The sequence below is a fragment of the Bradyrhizobium sp. SZCCHNRI1009 genome (genome assembly GCF_032487575.1).
Lineage (GTDB): Bacteria > Pseudomonadota > Alphaproteobacteria > Rhizobiales > Xanthobacteraceae > Bradyrhizobium.
This window is the reverse complement of the sequence record NZ_JAUEUL010000029.1, coordinates 1-17463: the sequence shown is the minus strand read 5'-3', so window position 1 is coordinate 17463 and position 17463 is coordinate 1. Positions and strand designations below refer to the sequence as shown.

At 66.2% G+C, this 17463-nt stretch carries 15 protein-coding genes and 1 pseudogene; 8 read left to right on the top strand and 8 right to left on the bottom strand.

Features of this window, described 5'->3' with window-relative positions; translation table 11 throughout:
- Positions 1 to 1431: an SWIM zinc finger family protein gene (locus QX010_RS29940; RefSeq protein WP_316183276.1), complete on the bottom strand. Its 1431-nt coding sequence runs from the start codon at positions 1429 to 1431 to the stop codon at positions 1 to 3.
- A gap of 807 nt (positions 1432 to 2238) precedes the next feature.
- Between QX010_RS29940 and QX010_RS29935 the strand changes: the two genes are divergently transcribed.
- Positions 2239 to 2562 (top strand): hypothetical protein, encoded by a 324-nt coding sequence (locus tag QX010_RS29935; RefSeq protein WP_316183275.1) that lies wholly within the window; start codon positions 2239 to 2241, stop codon positions 2560 to 2562.
- 108 nt (positions 2563 to 2670) lie between these two features.
- On the opposite strand, the gene QX010_RS29930 is transcribed toward QX010_RS29935, so the two are convergent.
- Positions 2671 to 4227 (bottom strand): glycosyltransferase family 39 protein, encoded by a 1557-nt coding sequence (locus QX010_RS29930; RefSeq protein WP_315800460.1) that lies wholly within the window; start codon positions 4225 to 4227, stop codon positions 2671 to 2673.
- 433 nt (positions 4228 to 4660) lie between these two features.
- Between QX010_RS29930 and QX010_RS29925 the strand changes: the two genes are divergently transcribed.
- Both QX010_RS29925 and QX010_RS29920 read left to right on the top strand, forming a co-directional pair.
- Entirely contained in the window at positions 4661 to 5332 is a 672-nt protein-coding gene (locus QX010_RS29925; RefSeq protein WP_315800459.1) for a response regulator transcription factor, read from the top strand.
- A 5-nt stretch (positions 5333 to 5337) separates the two neighbouring features.
- Positions 5338 to 6777, top strand: coding sequence for a HAMP domain-containing sensor histidine kinase (locus tag QX010_RS29920; protein WP_316183274.1), 1440 nt, complete (start codon positions 5338 to 5340; stop codon positions 6775 to 6777).
- Positions 6778 to 6808: 31 nt separating this feature from the next.
- Here QX010_RS29920 and QX010_RS29915 read toward each other — a convergent pair whose 3' ends face one another.
- Positions 6809 to 7972 carry a hypothetical protein gene (locus tag QX010_RS29915; protein WP_315800457.1) on the bottom strand — a complete coding sequence of 388 codons (1164 nt, stop codon included), beginning with the start codon at positions 7970 to 7972 and terminating at the stop codon, positions 6809 to 6811.
- Positions 7973 to 8252: 280 nt separating this feature from the next.
- Positions 8253 to 9203, bottom strand: a complete 951-nt coding sequence (locus QX010_RS29910; protein ID WP_316183296.1) for an aldo/keto reductase — start codon at positions 9201 to 9203, stop codon at positions 8253 to 8255.
- Between the two features lie 249 nt (positions 9204 to 9452).
- Here QX010_RS29910 and QX010_RS29905 point away from each other — a divergent pair, with 249 nt between their 5' ends.
- Complete coding sequence (locus QX010_RS29905) at positions 9453 to 10697, top strand: NF038122 family metalloprotease (RefSeq protein WP_316183273.1); 1245 nt, start codon at positions 9453 to 9455, stop codon at positions 10695 to 10697.
- Positions 10698 to 10740: 43 nt separating this feature from the next.
- Here QX010_RS29905 and QX010_RS29900 read toward each other — a convergent pair whose 3' ends face one another.
- The gene (locus QX010_RS29900; RefSeq protein WP_316183272.1) at positions 10741 to 11928 is read right to left on the bottom strand and encodes a TCR/Tet family MFS transporter; all 1188 of its coding nucleotides are present in this window, start codon (positions 11926 to 11928) and stop codon (positions 10741 to 10743) included.
- Between QX010_RS29900 and QX010_RS29895 the strand changes: the two genes are divergently transcribed.
- The 3 genes and pseudogenes from QX010_RS29895 to QX010_RS29885 all read left to right on the top strand — a co-directional run bounded on the left by QX010_RS29895 (position 11906) and on the right by QX010_RS29885 (position 12856).
- Complete coding sequence (locus tag QX010_RS29895) at positions 11906 to 12190, top strand: hypothetical protein (protein ID WP_315800454.1); 285 nt, start codon at positions 11906 to 11908, stop codon at positions 12188 to 12190. The genes QX010_RS29900 and QX010_RS29895 overlap by 23 nt on opposite strands.
- 66 nt (positions 12191 to 12256) lie before the next feature.
- Positions 12257 to 12534 (top strand): annotated as a pseudogene (locus QX010_RS29890) (type II toxin-antitoxin system RelE/ParE family toxin); the annotation flags it as partial.
- Positions 12535 to 12550: 16 nt separating this feature from the next.
- Entirely contained in the window at positions 12551 to 12856 is a 306-nt protein-coding gene (locus QX010_RS29885; RefSeq protein WP_315800453.1) for a HigA family addiction module antitoxin, read from the top strand.
- 84 nt (positions 12857 to 12940) lie between these two features.
- Here QX010_RS29885 and QX010_RS29880 read toward each other — a convergent pair whose 3' ends face one another.
- Positions 12941 to 15007: an acyltransferase family protein gene (locus QX010_RS29880; protein ID WP_316183271.1), complete on the bottom strand. Its 2067-nt coding sequence runs from the start codon at positions 15005 to 15007 to the stop codon at positions 12941 to 12943.
- Positions 15008 to 15367: 360 nt separating this feature from the next.
- On the opposite strand from QX010_RS29880, the gene QX010_RS29875 reads away from it, so the two are divergent.
- Positions 15368 to 15739, top strand: coding sequence for a hypothetical protein (locus QX010_RS29875; RefSeq protein WP_316183270.1), 372 nt, complete (start codon positions 15368 to 15370; stop codon positions 15737 to 15739).
- Between the two features lie 308 nt (positions 15740 to 16047).
- Here QX010_RS29875 and QX010_RS29870 read toward each other — a convergent pair whose 3' ends face one another.
- Together QX010_RS29870 and QX010_RS29865 are read right to left on the bottom strand one after the other, a co-directional pair.
- The gene (locus QX010_RS29870; RefSeq protein ID WP_316183269.1) at positions 16048 to 16335 is read right to left on the bottom strand and encodes a type II toxin-antitoxin system RelE/ParE family toxin; all 288 of its coding nucleotides are present in this window, start codon (positions 16333 to 16335) and stop codon (positions 16048 to 16050) included.
- Entirely contained in the window at positions 16332 to 16622 is a 291-nt protein-coding gene (locus tag QX010_RS29865) for a hypothetical protein (RefSeq protein WP_316183268.1), read from the bottom strand. Before QX010_RS29865 ends, QX010_RS29870 begins: the two co-directional genes overlap by 4 nt.
- Positions 16623 to 17463: the final 841 nt, after the last annotated feature.

Below are 17463 nucleotides of genomic sequence, written 5' to 3'. Positions count from 1 at the left end.
TCAGCCCTCGTGATGCCAGCGGCCGAGCGCCGTTTCGGCGGCGAGCACCTGCGCAATGCGGCCGTCCCACAGACACAGCAGCGACAGGTCGTCGAGGCCGAGCAGCGGCGTCAGCTGGTCGAACTGGCTGCGCTCCACCGCGATCGCATCTCCGGCCTTGTCGGCGATGGCGAGCGCACCCTTGCCGGCGGTGTGCAGCGTGACGCCCGCGAGCAGCAGCGGCCAGCGATCGAGCCACGGCAGCGCGGCGAGCCGCGCGGTGTAGTCCTGCAGCGCTGGTGCGAGCCCGGGCAGCGGCCGCGGCCAGGTCGCGGTCGCTGCGGTCTTGCGGCTCGCCAGCAGCCCGCGCAACGGCGCGGCCGACGGATAGAACACGACCTCGCCGTCGATGGTCTCCCCGGGCGCGAACGGAAATCCGGCGCCGCCGCCGGACACCGGCACGAAATCGACCAGCACCGCGGCGCGCGGCTGGCTGGGGTCATCGCCCGTGTTGACGAGCCATGTCTCCAGCCTGCGCAGCTTGTCCGGCTGCACCTCGGACAGGTTGGCGGCGACGATCCACACGCTGCTTGCGCGCGGCGCCGCGGCATCCGCCAGCAGCTCCTCGCGGCGCAGCGACCAGCCGACCGCGCGTCGGACATCCTCGCGCAGCGGCGCCGGCAGTCGGTCCTGATGCCGGTAGGCCGAGGCGATCAGGGTCATCGCGCCGAGTTGCTCGATGGCGAGATCGGCGCGGCGCTCCTCGCCGACACGAAACAGTTCGGACGAGAGCTGATCGAGCCGCGCAGCGAGGCCGCCGGCCTTGGCATCGACCAGCCGTGTCGACAGCGTGCGCGTGGCGGATGCGGCGCGGGTGGCGAAATCGGCAAGGCCCTGGTTGAGCTGATCAGCGATCCAGCGCTCCAGCTCGTCGAGCCCGGCGAGGATCGCGGCCTCGCGCTCGGCCCTGATGCGCTCGCGCTGGGCCTCGGCGCGCGCCACAGCCTTTGGATCGGCGGGAGCAATCGTCGCGGTCTCTGCCAGCGCAGCATCGAGCGAAGGCGGCGCGCCCGCATCATCGCCCTCCGGCTTCGGCTTGCCCGGCGCGCGGCCGCTCGAGCCGCGCCGCCGCGCGCTCCAGTCGTCGACCCATTGCGGCGGGCTGGTGGTCTCGAACCGCTCCGGCTTGTCGACCCGCAGCCACAGCACCGCCAGCACATGTTTGCAGGGAAACTTGCGGCTGGGGCAGGTGCATTTGTAGCCGCTGCCTTCGGCTGCGGTGACCACGCGATACGGTGTCGCGCCGGAGCCCTGGCATTCGCCCCACAGCACCTCGGCATCGCTGCTCGCCGCCAGCACCGGCCAGTTGGCCGGCTTCACCAGCTTCAACGCCGCGGCGAGTGAGGCCTGATCAGGCGCGAGACCTTCGATTCGTTCGCGTGTCAGAGACACCCACTCTCCCAACCGGCTGATCGCGCGATGCCGCACTCCCTAGCAGATGGCAGTGGAGCCGCACAACAATTCGAGCGCGACGCCTGCCGATTTCCTTTCGCGTCGCACGGAACTGGGCGAACTGTGCAACGCTCGGCTTGTCACGCGCACGTCGGCGGAATTGCGCAATTTCCTGGGCGCGCATGCGGCGGACGTCGATGCTTCCGACGCTGTAGCTCAAACGGAACGACATCGCCGCTGCGCAGGCGAAACAGTTGGCGTGTGGAGGGCAGTAGCGCGCTGCCTGGCTCGTCGTCGTCCATCACGTCGAAGCCGGCTGTTCAAACGCGCGGGAATTGTTCCCGGTCATGCACTGATGAGATGCCCGGCTCGTCTGCGTCGGACTGTAATCCTGCGGTAAGGCGCGTGACGCTAACTCCGAAGCGTCCTTACGACCGACATCATATCGGTTTCACCATCGACAGCGGGGCATGATGAGCCAATGCTCGCCGTCTCTCGATGTGATGCCCGATCGGAAAGACATTGGAGCGGCGTCGCAGCCCTGAAGCCCGACCAGATCAGGTCGGCTCCGTCCCACCTGCGGCACCTTCCATCATGAGCTGGCGCCGCATGGCTTCGAACGTCGTCGGAGTCCAGTGAGTGGGCCGTTCGGTTTGTGTCCCAGCCCCACACGTCCGAACGGCCTGCCATGATGGACCTGGCGTCACGCTCGCGCTCACACTCTCGCTGCGCCGTTTGTAATGATGCTGTAAGCCGCAGCCACGAGTCTCCCGCAACGACGGCTGAGCCGATCGCAAGGAGAACCCAATGAAACGAATTTGCGCGCTCATGATCGTGGCCTCGACCATCGCGGGCACGATCGCCACGCCGGCCAACGCCGGCGGAAATCGCGGAGCGGCGGTCGCCGCCGGCGTCGTCGGCGGTCTGGCGATCGGAGCCCTGATCGGGTCTGCGGCAACCGCCCGTTCCGCGCCGACCTATGTCGACAGCTACGAGGACTATCCGCCGCCCCGGGTCGTCTATCGTGGTCACCGCGTCTATGAGTATGACGCGGACTACGGCAACTATGGCGACGGCTATCTGTCCGGCTACCGCGACGGCTATTCCGACGGCTCCTGGGACAACGACTGAGACCGCCGCCCGAGCATACGATGCGAGGCCCCGCCGATGCGGGGCCTTGCTTTTTATCTGTATGCTCGGATCCGTTGACGCTGTTGCGCGTCCTTCGTTGCGTCAGCCCTATGGTTCGCTCGGCCGTGTCACCAGGAAGGCCACCACCGTTCGTGTGCAACCCGTCCAGCCGAGCAGCCGCGCCTGCACCGTGAACTCACGCCTGACGTAGTTGCCGGATCGGGCGGCCGCCGCTTCCGCGGCGCCGATACAATCCGCCTGGTCGCGAAAGCACAGCGAAATCCAGCCTTCGCTGCCAGAGTCCGCACCGGTCTTGTGGGCTGAGATGGGCAGACCGTAAGCGGGATGGTCAGCGCTGTAGAAGGCGGTCGCGAGCGCAAGGCTCTCGGTGCCGCCGACATGCGCGAGCGGTGTTCCTGTCAGATCCCGCCATAGCCGCGTCGCTTCCTGTGCAGTCTGCTGGTAGAAGGTGCGGCCTTCCTCATAGCCGTGCCGGTTGCGGTAGAAGGCGTGCAGCGGCGCCGCGACGATCGCGGCCAGGACGGCGATCCCGGCCGTCAGCACCGCGATGTTGACGGTGTGGAAGCGGGCAATCGGATAGCTTGCGCCGCAGACGACCACCACGACGAACAGGAACAGTCCCTGCAGCGCCCACAGCGATGGCAGGTCGGTCCCCATGATCAGCGCGTTGACGACGGGCAGGCCGACCGTGCCGATGGCGATGTACGACAACAGCCGGAGGCCGTCGTTCAGCGTGGTCATCTCCGTGGCGAAGGACCTGATCCTGGCGCCGGCGACGATCAGCCAGGTGACGGCTGGCACGGCCATCGCGGCTGCGAGCCCCAAGAGGAAGAACAGGGCATCCCGCGACGACGTTGCCAGGGTGGAGCGCGCGTGCATCAGCGCGTGCTGGATGGGCGCGGCGTCATGTCCGACCAGCCAGTCGAGATGCATCGACAGCGCGGCGAGGCCGGCGACCGTGGAGATCCATGGTGAAGCCGACGTGAAATAGGCGCGCCGCTGCGGATGCGCTATGGCGGCGAAGGCAAAACTCATCACCAGGAAGATCGAGTAGTACTTGCCGAGCACGGCGAGTGCGGTCGTCAGGCCCGCGGCGGCAGCCCAGGACGTCGTTCGCGTTTCGAACGCGCGCAGGAAGCAGTAGGTGGCGAGCGGCCACGTCGCCAGCTGCACCGAGTTGGCGTTGAAGCGCTGCGCGTGAAACTGATAGGCCGGCGTCAGCATCAGCAGCAGCAGCACGATCACCCGCTTGTCGCCGCCGACGAAGCGGCGCGAGACGAGATCGACGAACCACAGCGCCAGCGCCGCATTGGTCATCGCCATCAGGTGGAACGACCAGTCGGAAAGCGGGAAGACGGCGGTCCAGGCGCCGGCGATCCAGCCCATCAGCGGCGGATGCTTGTCGTAGCCCCAGGCGAACGTCCGCCCGAACGTCCAGGTCTCGATCACGTCAGGATGCAGGCCGGCACCGGCATAGGCGATCGAAAGATAGACCGTCCACACGGCCACGAAGCACGCCAGCAGCAGCGGCACGGCCCAGCCGGCCTCGATGCCGTCCAGCCAGCGCAGGAATGGACGACGCCAGGCCGCCGGATGACAGTCCGACCGTTCGGCGACGGTCGAGAACGCAAAGTCATAGAACATGTCGATGTCGATCAATGATGAGGCAACGGATGTGACGCGCGATCGACGCCCCCGGCCGATTAGGAATGGCGGATCGCCCGGTATGTCCGGTCGATCATGCGGCAGGCTTCATGCGGGCGAATCCTCGGCGCGTGTTTGAGCGCGCCAGTCTCGGCCAAGACGATTACGAAAGGCTGACGTTACCGGCCTGCCGGCTGATGGAAAATCGGATGTCCGCGGCCTAGCCCGTCATGCGACTGCAATCGCGCCGGCCGAGAAACCGTTCAGCTTGCAATCGGAGATGTCGCGACAGGCGTGCAATCGGCCTTGTCAGAACCAGTCAACTTCGATTGAGCCACGAAAAACAACGGTACCAGAACGCCGCCACGTAATCCTATTGTAATCCGTCCGTAATGATAGGAACAGCCGATTGTCGGTGATGCGGGAGGATGGCGTGCGCGTTCTGGTCGTTGAGGATGATCCCCAGCTCGGGCTCTGGCTGCGGGATGCACTCGCGACGGCGTTCGGCTCGTCGGACATCGTCACGACGCTCGACGAGGCGCGGGCGGCGATCGCGGTGCGCAATTTCGAGCTCGTGGTGATCGACCGCGGTCTTCCGGACGGCGACGGGCTGGCGCTGCTGCCGGATCTGCGGCAGCAGAAGCCGAGCCCCGCGACCGTGGTGCTGACGGCGCTCGACGATCCCGCCGACATCGCACGTGCGCTCGACGAGGGCGCGGACGACTATGTCGCCAAGCCATTCGAACCCATCGAACTGGTGGCACGGGCGCGGGCGGTGCTGCGCCGTCTGTTTCTCGACCGCGGCGCGATGGTCTCGATCGCCAATCTGGGCTTCGACATCGTCAACCGTGCGGTCTGCGTCGACGAGGCGCCGATCGTGGTGCCCAGGCGCGAACTTGCGATCCTCGAGGCGCTGGTTCGCCGCAGCGGGCGGGTGGTGCTGCGCGAGACATTGGAGACCGCAGCCTACGGCTTCGAGGACGAGATCCAGTCGAACGCGATCGAGGCTCATGTGTCGCGGCTGCGGCGCCGCCTGCGCGAGGCCAATTGCAAGGCCACGATCAGGCCGGTGCGCGGCCTCGGCTATCTCCTCAGCGGCGAGTGACGCAGATGAGGTGGCAGAAGCTCAGCCGCATCCGGCGCTCGATCACGCTGCTCTCCGCGACGCTGATCGCGGTCGTCACCACGATCATGCTGATCTGCGCCGCCGCCTTGCTGATCCGCTTCGGCGGCGACGATGACGGCACCTGGGGTGCGGCCGACGTCGCCGACGCGCTGAAGGGGGCCGTGGCCCGCGATGCCGGCGGCCGGCTGCTCGTCAAGCAGACGCCCCGCCTCGATACGATCATGCAGGAATTCCCGACGTTCTGGTATGTCGTCTCCGACAAGAGCGGCGAGGTGAGCTATGGGCCGATTCCGAAATGGCGGCCGCACAAGGGGCCGTCCTCGCAGGACGGCACCAGCTTCCTGGCCTATGCGATCGACGGCGAGACGAGGCGCCTGAAACGGATGACGGCGGTCCGGAATACGCCGGTCGGCGAGGTCTGGATCGAGACCGGCGGCGTCGCCTACACGTCGACGCAACTGATGATGGGCACCTTGACCGATGCGACGATCGTCGCGCTCCCGATCATCCTGGTCCTGGTCGCGACGGTGCTGGCGGCGCTGCTGTTCGTGCCGACGCTGATCGCGCGTCCGGTGCGCGCGGTCGCGCGCGCGGCCGAGATGATCGACGGCGTGCCCGACGGCCGAAGGCTGCCCGAGCGCGACGCGCCGGCCGAACTGCTGCCGCTGGTCACCGCCTTCAATCGTGCCCTGACGCGCATCGACCACGCCGCCGAGGCGCAGCGCAACTTCCTGTCCAACGCGGCCCATGAGCTGCGGACGCCGCTGACCAACGCCCGCACCATGCTGGAGGCGGTGCCGGATGCCGGCCTGCGCGCGAAGCTCGTCGGCGAGAACCAGAAGCTGTCGTCGATCGTCACCATGCTGCTGCAACTGGCGCGGATCTCGATGGAGCCGGACGAGCCGGGCGAGATCGACCTGGTCGCGCTGGCGCGGCGCGTCACCGCCGAGCACGTGCCGATGGCGCTGCAGGCAGGGCTTGAGATCGGCTTCGCCGGCTGCGATGCGTCGGTCCGGATCCGCGGCTCGGAGCCCGCGATCGCGGTCGCGCTCTCGAACCTGATCAGGAATGCGGTCGCGCATGCTGGCGCGGGCGGTCCCATCCTGGTCGAGGTCGACTCCGCTGCCCGCCTGCGCGTGATCGATTCGGGGCCCGGCCTGCAATCCGATCAGCCCGAACGCCTGCTGCAGCCGTTCGAGCGCGGCCACGCCCGCGGCGAAGGCATGGGGCTCGGGCTCTCGATCGTGTCGCAGGTCATGGCGACGCATCAGGGCCGCGTCGCGCTGCGCGAGACGCCGGGCGGCGGCACCACGGTCGAGCTGAGCTTCGCGCGCGCCGCGCCTCAGCACGGCGGCGCTGCGAATGCGGCCCTGCCGGCCGTCCGGCGCACGGCCGAGCAGGCGGGATTGCTGCCGCCCTCCTGACGCCGGGACGTCGCTTCCGGCGGTTCGGTGCTCAGCGTGGCTCCCTGCTGCGCTGCCACTTTAGGAAGTCGCTGTAGAGTCTCGCGGCCTCGTCCGGCGACATCCGCGCCTGCGCCTTGCGCTCGTCGAGAAACTTGCGGAATTCGGCCGGGTTGGCGTCCTGGCCCGGCGACTGCATCGCGCGGGCGCCGTCGAGCCATTCCTGCGCCGCCTTGAAGCGGATCATGCCCTGCACCGGCGCCGACAGCACGGTGTCGCGCCATTTCGGATGCCGCGGCGGCGACTGCAGCACCTGGATCTTGCCGAACAGCGCGTCGACGAACCGCGCGGTGCGGCGATAGCGCTCGCTGTTCTCCGGCCAGTTGTAGACCATCAGCACGGTGGAGGCCGCGACCGCGTCGACCTTGGTGCCCGGCGGCACCAGGTTGGGATATTCCTCCGACGAGAACGTCGTCGGCAGATAGATGTCCTGCAGCACGCGGTCATACGGGACCGGCAGCAGATGCAGCCTGCCGCCCTCGTTCTTGATGCCCTTGATGATCGGCGCGTCCTTCGACACCGAGGCGATCCAGGCATCACCCTGGCCGTCGATCAGCTTCTGCAGGCCGCCGGTCGGGTCGGTCTGCGAATCGATGTCGGCCTGGATGCCGAGCCGCCGGAAGATCGTGCGCGCCGCCGGGAGGCCGATCGAGCGCTCGGCGAACACGCGCTTGCCGTTGAGATCAGCGAGCGAGCGGATCTCGCGCCGCGCGATGATGTGAACGTCGTTGTGGAACAGCTTCGCGATGTAGCGCACGCGCTGGGCGATGTCCGGAATGTTGTATTCCGTCTTGACGAATTCCAGCGCGTCGGTGGCGACGAAGCCCATGTCGATGTTCTTCAGCATGACGATGTCGATGAGGTTCTGCGCCGAGCCCTTGCCGAGGATCGGCAGCACGCGCAGGCTCTCGCCATCATCCAGCACCGCTGCCATGTCGGAGCCCATCACCGACATCGGCCCGCCGATCGGCGCGGTGATCACGGTGACGGTGCCGGAGTTCAGCGCCTCGCGGTCCGGCAGCGTGCCCACCGGGGCGCCGGCCGGCGCGCGCTGCGGTGATTGCTGCGCCCGGGCGCTGCCGGTCGGCGCCACGAGGGATGACAGAACCGATGCAAAGACGAATGCGCCAACAGCTACGCGCGCGACACGATTCACCGAACGCTTCCTCGATACATTCTAAATTAGAGGTGGACTTAGCAGTTCGATCCCGGCCGAAGTTTGGCCGCGAGGTGACGATCCGCGAAATGCTGCAAAGTCGCCCGGCCCGCTGCACGGCTGTGCTGAAAATGCGGTGCAGGAGCGTGATCGCGTGCGAGGACAGCTGTCGGCAGCGCCCTGTCCTCGATCACAGGCCGTGTCCGGTGGAGAACGACCGTCCTGCGTGCGTGTCGAAACGCCGCACGCCTGGTTGAATGATGACGCTGTTCGTGTGCGCTCACGCGCTCGCCGCGTCGAGCCGCGCGACCTGGTCCGCGGTCAGCGCGAGCTGCGTCGCCGCCACGAGGGTGTCGACCTGCTCGGGCCTGGTGGCGCTGGCGATCGGCGCCGTCACCGAGGGCTTCGCCAGCAGCCACGCCAGCGCGATCGAGGCCTGCTGCGCTCCGGTCTCCCTCGCGACCGAATCCAGCGCGGCGACGATGCGCATGCCGCGCTCGTTCAAGTATTTCGGTATGCTGCGCTGGCCGCGCGGGCTCTTGCCGAAATCGGCCTCCGAGCGGTACTTGCCGGTGAGGAAGCCGGCGGCCAGCGAGAAGAAGGTGATGACGCCGACGCCGTTGTCCTCGCAGACGCGCTGCAGCGCGCCTTCGTAGGATGCGCGCTCGGCGAGGCTGTATTCCGGCTGCAGGCTCTCATAGCGCGGCAGGTTGTTCGCCTTGGAGATGTCGAGTGCGGCCTGCAGCCGCTCCGCCGAGAAGTTCGAGGCGCCGATGACCCGCACCTTGCCGGCCTTGATCAGCCTGTCATAGGCCGCCAGCGTCTCCTCCTGCGGCGTCGCCTCGTCGTCCTTGTGCGACTGGTAGAGGTCGATCACGTCGGTCTGCAGCCGGCGCAAGCTATCCTCCACCGCGCGCGCGATGTAGTCGTCCTTCAGCCCGACCTTGCCGTCGCCCATGTCCATGCCGACCTTGGTGGCGAGGATGACGCGATCGCGGTTGCCGCGCAGCTTCATCCATTTGCCGATGATGGTCTCGGACTCGCCGCCGGTGTGGCCGGGCACCCAGCGCGAATAGACGTCCGCCGTGTCGAGGAAGTTGAGCCCGGACTCCAGCACCTTGTCGAGCAGGCGGAACGAGGCTGCCTCGTCCACCGTCCAGCCGAACACGTTGCAGCCGAAGCAGAGGGGCGGAACGTTGAGGCCGGACCGGCCGAGCGGGCGCATCTTCATGGGGAGGCTCTCGATGATGATGTTGGATCGATCTGTGGCGGACGCCTGCCGCAGATTGCCGTCATTCGCCGCGCGTGACCAGCGCGGCAGGAGCATGGCGGGGCTTCCCGGCCGCATCCAAACCATGGCGCGGCTGCCGCGAAGAGGGTCCGGCCGCGTCAGACTTTTCACTCACTTGCCGATGATGGTCGCGGCTTGCGAACGCCTCGCAGCTGGGGACGCGGGGGCCATGATCGAGGAGTCCGTCTGATGAACACGCTGACCTATGACCAGCTCGGACTGAGCTCGGAGGGCCTCATGATGCCGGACCCGGCCGCGGCGGCGAAGACCACGACCACCAACACGGCCGCGGCCGCCTCGCCGTTCGTGCTGCCGCCCGGCGCGGTGTCGGATCCGGTGGTGCATGCCGACGGCTCCGAGACCGTCGCGGTTCACACCGGCGGTCTGACCTTCAACCTCACCTTCGATGCCGCCGCTGCGGCTGCGCCCGAAAGCTTCCGCGCCGGCGTCGAGCAGGCGGCGGCGATCCTGTCCTCGGCGATCACCGATCAGGCCACGGTGAACCTCGCGATCGATTTCGCCGGCACCGGCGGCGGCGCCGGCGCCAATGTCAGCAACGGCGTGCTCGCCAACTACACGCAGCTCCGAGCCGATCTGCAGGATCACGCGGCGGCCGGGGACACCGTGTTCGACAATCTGCCGACGACCAGGGCGGTGCAGGGCCATTCCCAGGTGTTCGTCGCCAACGCGCAGGCCAAGGTGCTCGGGCTGATCGATCCAAACAACACGACGACGGAGGACGGCTTCGCCATCTTCAACACCGACATCCCGACTCAGTCCCTGGTCGGCGTCGCGCTGCACGAATTGTCGCATGCGCTCGGGCGCGTACCGTCGCCGGGCAATCTCGACATCTTCGACCTGTTCGATTTCACCAAGCCGGGACAGCATCTGATCAACAACAACATCGCCGCCGGCCCTCCCGCCTATTTCTCGCTCGACGGCGGCGTGACCAAGATCGCCGATTACGGCCAGATGTCCGACCCGGCCGACTTCCTCAACACCGGCATCCAGGGCGCGCGCGATCCCTTGAACGAGTTCTACAACCCCACCACGTCGCAGACGCTGTCGCCGATCGATCTCGTGGTGCTGGAGACGCTCGGCTACAACATCAAGACTCCCGACACGCAGGCGCTGCTGGCCCAGATCCCGCAGGCCGCAGGCGTCGCCGCGCCGGTGCAGACGCCGGCGCAGGCCGCCGCCATCGCCTCGGCGGTGGCGGCCGAGACCGCCGCCAGCCTGACCAAGCTCGGTGACGCCGCAGGCGCCGCGCAGGTCCTGGCGAACGCGCAGGCCGATGCGGCCGACGCCAATGCCGGTTCTAGCGCCCATGCCAGCGGCCTGATGCAGGAAGCGGCGGTCCACGACTCCTATGCCGGCAACTCCCACTACGACGCCATGATGGCCCTGCACCTGCACAGCATCACCGCGAACTGAGAGGTCCCGACACAAGTGCGGCGCAGGTGATCGGTTCGAGACATCAGGGCACGGACGCCGGCTTGGCCGGGCGCAGGGTGACAACGACGGGAATGGCGACCGCGTAGATGGCGACGACCGACAGCCAGATCGCCCCGGGCCATTGCTCCCTGACGGCGAAGTACAGGCTCGAGAAGCCGAGCGGCGCAACGATCGAGGCGAGGCTGACGGTGGCGGCGAGCACGCCCTGGAACTGGCCCTGTAAATTCTCGTCGACCTGCCGGGTGGCGAGCGACTGCAGGGCCGGCATGCCCATGCCGCCGAGGGCGAACAGCGGCATGGCGCCAAACACCATCCAGCTCTGCCTGGCGAACGCCATGGCCGTGAGAGCCGTGCAGACACAGGTCACCCCGGTCAGAATGGCGCCGCGCTCGGTCAGCAATCTCACCGCCGGACCGGGAAGGAACATCTGGGCCAGCATCTGGCACACGCCGAAGGCGCCGAGCGACAGGCCGATCCAAAGACCGCTCCAGTGGAAGGTGTCGCCACCCCACAGCGCCCAGCAGACGCCATAGGCCTCGCCGGTCGCGCTGAACAGGAAGAAGAGGAGAACCACCGGCAGCAGGCTCTTGACGGCGAGCACCCAGCGCAATGGCCGCAGCGGGTTGAGGACCGCGATCTCGATCCTGCCAGGGTCCGGTGGTCGCGTCTCCGGCAGCATCAGCAACGCCAGCACGACGTTGCATCCGTTCAATACCGCCGCCGCGACGAACGGCAGCCGCAGCCAATGGTCGCCGAGCGCGCCGCCGAGCACGGGCCCGATGATGAATCCCATGCCGAACATCGCATTGAGGAGTCCGAAGCGGCGGGCTCGCTCCTCCTCGGCAGAGATGTCAGTGATGTAGGCCGTGGCCACCGAGACGTTTGCGCTGGTGACGCCGGCGATGGCGCGGCCGAGCAGGAGCATCCAGAGATCGGACGCAGCGGCCAGGAACAGGTAGTTGACGATGGCGCCGGCCAGCGAGACCAGCAGCAGCGGGCGCCGGCCGAGCCGATCGCTCAGCGAGCCCAGCACCGGCGCGCAGATGAACTGCATCGCGGCGTAGAGCGCCGTCATGACGCCGAGAAGGGACGCCACGTTGTCGGCGTGCGTCACGTCGTGCAGCAGCGACGGCAGGATCGGAAAGATCAGCCCGATGCCGGCGGCATCGAGCACGATGGTCAGATAGATGACGGCAACAGCCCTGGTCATGGCGCGCTCCGGTCCACGCGAGCCGATGGCGCAGATACGCGCGACCGCTCGCTGGAGCCTGACGATCGGTCAGGCGATTGATGTGTGGGAGACGCTGGGCCGGTCCATGCCAGAACGGCAGATGGACGGCTTGTACTCGGCCGCAGGCAACGGCCGCTTTTCGCGACAGGCGCCATCTACACGCGGCGATCGGGTAGCGCAAGCCGCTTTTTTCCGAACGCCGATCGGCGCGTTCGATGCATGGTCGAGCGCCGGTCAGTGAGCGCTCCGCCGCAGCAGGGACTAAGCGGTCGCTTGACGATGTATCATCAACTGATACATATCCGCCATGATCAGAAGCTTCCGGGGCAAATCACCGAAGCCGTGTTCAATGGCGAAAGCCCGAAAGGCTTTCCGTCCGATTTGGTCAAGGTGGCTCGTCGGAAGCTGCGCTACCTCAACGCCGCGGCCGATCTCGGCGACTTGAAATCGCCTCCCGGCAATCGCCTCGAGGCGCTCGTTGGAGATCGCCACGGACAGCATTCGATCCGCATCAACGATCAGTTCCGGGTGTGCTTCGTCTGGACGGCAGAAGGCCCCGCGGAGGTGGAAGTCGTGGACTATCACGAGAAGGGACGCTGCGATGACCAAGAAACTCAAGCCCATGCACCCCGGGGAGGTTCTGCGCGAGGAATTCCTCATTCCGCTCGAGATGTCCGCCGGTGCCCTCGCCAAAGTGTGCGGCCTGCCGCGGACACGGATCGAGCGCATTGCCAGCGAGCAGACCGGCATCACGGCCGACACCGCGCTCCGGCTCGCCAAGGCGCTCGACACGACGCCGGAGCTCTGGCTCAATCTGCAGACCGACTACGACGTCCAGATCGCGAAGCGCGATCTCGGCAAGATTCTCGATCGTATCGCGACGGTGAACAAGCCGCGGGCGGCTTGAGCGGACCGGTCGGGCGATGGCAGGCAGACGTCGATGGGCTGTCCCGGGGCGTCTCGTGCTCCGCCCCAGCAATGCGCCGTATCTTCACTGCACGGCCGGCCGGTCGTCGAGAGCCCCCGTCCAGCCATGCGGTTGCGTATCGCTGCGCGTGCCCGGCGGCTGGACGTCGCGTTGGATCAAGGGCGTGAGCAGGTGCTCGGCGAGATAGAGCGATGCAAGCGGGCGCAGGTGCGCGTTGTCGAAGCTCACGAGACCCTCGCGCCGGTTGCGATCGAGATAGATGAGGCAGCCTTCTCGGTTGCAGAAGAAGTCGTGAAGACTCTGGTACTCGAACGGTTCGTTGGCCTGGAGCTCGTTTCGAAATGCCTTGTCGATGCCGAGCGCATGCTGGTCGAGGTGCGTCGAGATTCGCGCCGGTGTGAACTGCCAATAATGCTGCATGACCACCTTGAAGAGGAACGGCTCCCAATGCGGCGCCAGTCCGAGCACGATCACCCGTTTCACGCCGATCCGTTTGATGTCCCGGGATACTTCGCGCAGGTACTCCGTATCGAAGGAATTGTTGAATGAGATGACCACGACATCGGGAACGACATTCTTGATCGTCGACAGCGCAAATGAGTTGGACATCTCGCAGTAATCCGTCGTCAACTTGGCCAGATCGATCGGGTGTGGACGGCACCCCGACGCATAGACCAGCAGCAGGGACGTATCGGCCGGCAGCGTCTTCCGTAAGCCGTAGAAGAGATGGGCCGAATGAGAGTCGCCCCAGAGCAGCACCGTTCTGCGGGAGTGGCTAGTGTAGCAGTCCGGGCGGATGCCGTCCCGCGGGACGCGCGTGGGAAGCGCGCTCTCGAAGTTGTAGAAGTTGCATTGGTTCTGGTTGATCTCCACCAGCTCTTCCCGAGCCGGCGACACGCCCGTGCGGAACGCGTCGAAATAGGCCGCGTAGCTGTTCAGATCGCCCGGCTTGAAGGTCCAGCCGGTGGTCATGGCCAGGGCGCCTGCTCCCGCGAGCGTCGCCAGGCCACCACCGAGCAGCGGGACCGAGCGCAAGGGCGATTGCCCGAACCGGATCGGACGTTCCAGGCATCGATAGGTGATCCAGGCCAGACCGATGCTCAGCGCGATGACCCCGCAGCGAAGCGGTGCGGAGCCTGCTTCGCCCATCCAGGCGCGGGTCAGGACGAGCAGGGGCCAATGCCAGAGATAGAGCGGGTAGCTGATCAGCCCGATTCCGACCAGGCCAGGATGCGAAAGAACGTGCCGGGCGACCCAGCTATTCGGTCCGGCGCCGACGAGCATGCAGGTCGCCGCGACGGGCAGCAGTGCCGCCCACCCCGGAAATGGAATATTTCTCGAAATCAGGATCAGGCTCGCCGCCAATAGAACCATTCCTGACGCTGCGAGCCGATCGGAAACGACCGATCGATGCCCCGTCTCGGGGACGGCGCCGAGGAGCGGCCGGGTGTATGGCGACGACGCGATTGCCAGCAGACCGCCTGCAAACAGCTCCCATGCGCGCGTGAACGGGGAGTAGAAGGCCTCGGTCGGGCTCGCGCCCATGGCTTTGATGTTCAGCAGGAATGACCCGACGAGCAGCAGCCCCACGAGGTACGGCAGGGCGCGCTTCCTCGTCCGCCAGCACAGCCACAGCAGCACCGGCCAGAGGATGTAATATTGCTCTTCGATGCCGAGCGACCACAAGTGAAGCAGCGGCTTCGTTTCCGCGGCCAGGTCGAAATAGTTGGCCTCTTTCCAGAACAGCAGGTTCGCGGCAAAGCCGGCGCTTGCCGCGACCTGCTTGCCGAGCTCCTTGTATTCGTCGGTGTACAGAAGAATGCATCCGAGCAGCAGGACGGCAAGAAGAACTGCGATGAGGGCAGGGAAGATGCGCTTGACACGGCGCGCGTAGAAGGTCCGAAGACGAAATGATCCGTTCGCCAGATCCGCAACGATGATCGAGGTGATCAGGAACCCGGATATGACGAAGAAGATGTCGACTCCGATGAAGCCGCCGCGAAGCACATGGGGAAAGGCGTGGAACACGACGACGGACAGCACTGCGACAGCTCTCAGTCCGTCGATATCCGGCCTGTAGGCCGTGCCGACCACGGGAGCCGGTTTCGAGCCGGCCACTGGCGCGTGCATGTGCGCTCTCTCCCCCAAAAGAACGTTCGGCTTCCAATCGGCTTGGCTGCCGTCAATTGCGCGAAAATTTCTATTTCACAATTATGACGGATGGCGCGGGCCAAACGCAATCACGAATGAGCGTCGTGAGGAGGTGATCGTCAGGTCGGTCGCGAACGTCGAAGCCGTCCGCGGTGAGCCGGCCCGCGCTCTTGATGCCGCGTGGCTATTGTCTGTCTCCCGCAAAACGACGTATGTGAATCCGGTGGCACGATGATCGCTCGGGGCGATGCGATCGATGGCGCAGGGGGATGGACGATGGGGATCAAGGCAGCTCTGCCTGCGGCGGCGATCGCCGTTCTGATGGCCGGTGGATGTGCGATGTCGCCGGAGGGCTTGAATTCGCGCGACGTCGCCGACAGCAGGAGCTTTTCCGAAAGCTATGAGGAGATCTACCGCCGCCTGATCGAGACCGGCAAAAGCTGCAATCCGCCCGTCCGGGTCTTTGGCAATCCGGCCAACCCGGGCGGGGGACAGATCGAAGCCGAAGGCGAGCTGCACCGCGACCGCGGCTTCGCGGAGTTTCGCCTGGTCGCAGGCAGCTATGGGGTCCGGATGAACTACTTCGTCGCGGCGCGCATCGAAAAGTCCGGCTCAGGCTCGCGCGTGACCATCAAGGTCAGCAACCCCCTGGGAGCGGGCCCCTTGAGCAGCCGCATCTACCGCTGGGCCGGTGGAGATACGAGCTGCTAGCTGGGGCGTTTTCGCCGAAATTCGCCTGCGATTGCAGCAGGCGACTCCCGGGCCGTGGACGTCGTTCATCGAAAGCTCGGACAGCTGCGTTGGCTCCAGCTTCATACGAACCGCCAAAACGGACATCTCTCTGACGGGAGCAACGGCGGATGACCAGGAATTCATCGCGCGCGCCCGAATGGGTGTCGAACGGCTGGTCGACTAAGTCGAACGCTTGCGCCGGATCTCTTAAGCGACCAAGAGTGGACGCCAATGCATCATGATGAGGCTTTGCGCAAGCATTCTCCTGACCCTTGACAGAATGTGCTTCAAAGGGAATCGGGCCAACGCCGGGCGCTGTGAAGCACGCGCAGGATTTGGATTGCATCGTTGGACAGCCGGTACGGCACGATGTAGGGCGTCTTCGGAATGACGAGCTCACGCGTGCCCTGAACGCGGCCTGGCCGTCCCATTTTCGGGCGATTGGCCAACAGCGTCTCGACATTCCGAAGAATATGGAGTGCGACGCGCTGAGCTGCCGCCGGATCGTCTTGTGCGATGTAGGCCCTCAAGGCGACGAGGTCGGCGATCGCCTCAGGGGACCAGATCGGGGTCATGATCCCTTCGAGGCAGCCTTGGTCGTGCTACCGGGGACTGCCTTCTCGGTTTCCGTTCCCCAAGACGCAACCCAGTCCCTGACCTCATGATGTGGAATGCCCTCGCCACGATCGAGCGACGAGATGGCTTGCTGGATGCTCTCCACCTGCCACTCATACACATCGAGAGAGCCGTTGATCAGCTCGGCAGCGACGACGTCGCGGCTCCGGCCCGTACTTTTGGCTAACCGTTCGAGGCGCTCGTTGACGCTCGCATCGACGTGCACGGTCAAGGTGGTCGAGGGCATCACGCAGTCCTTCGGCTCAGGCAAGCATCGAATATAGGACCGACGATTGTGCTGCGCAATTGCTGGCCAAGACCACTCGTTGAGCGCCGTTCTCTGCCCGACGAGCAATCCCCGTAGTCCTCTCATGCGCAAACTGCCCGTCGAGCCAGTTTGTCGCATGCTGCGCGCCTTGTGTCGTCGGGCAAATCAAGCGGATGCTCTCGGCCATCCCGTTCGCGATGAAGAGGGACGTTTCGGCCGATCGTCACGGAGCGTAGCAGCGGGGAGCGGTGGACGTGTCGGGCTCGGGGCTTTCGCGCAAGCGGGCCGGCGAATGAGCCTGGGACGTACGGTCAAGTCGCGTGGTCCTGGCCTCCCGACGCTGAGGTCAAGCCGGTCGATGATGCGGAGACGCGTCGCGCCGGTGATGGGGGCAAACAAGCCCGGTCCCCAGGGAGATCGCGAAGCAGCCGTTCAAACCAGCGCGCGGGGAAGGCCGGGTCGTCCGGCTGGACCTGTGGTACCTGCCGCCTGCATTTTTTTCTGCAGGCGGGCCACGGGCCTCAGTCGAGGTCCGGTCTTCCCCGCGCCCTCTCATTGTCGAGCGATGTCGGCAGCATCACCTGGGCGCGGATGGCGTCGCGGGAGTGCGGTGGGCTGTTCGGAAAAATCGTGGAGTGGATGTGGTGGCGGGAACGGGGGTGGATGCGTCACAGACGCCGGCGCTTCCCGGTGCGCATGCGTTGGCGAGATGGCGGCAACAAATTCGGTGTCGTCCCGGGCTTGACCCGGGACCCATAACCACAGGCGGATGTGTGAGGCAGGCTGGTGCTTCAGGATGTGCCCAACACGTCTCCCTGTG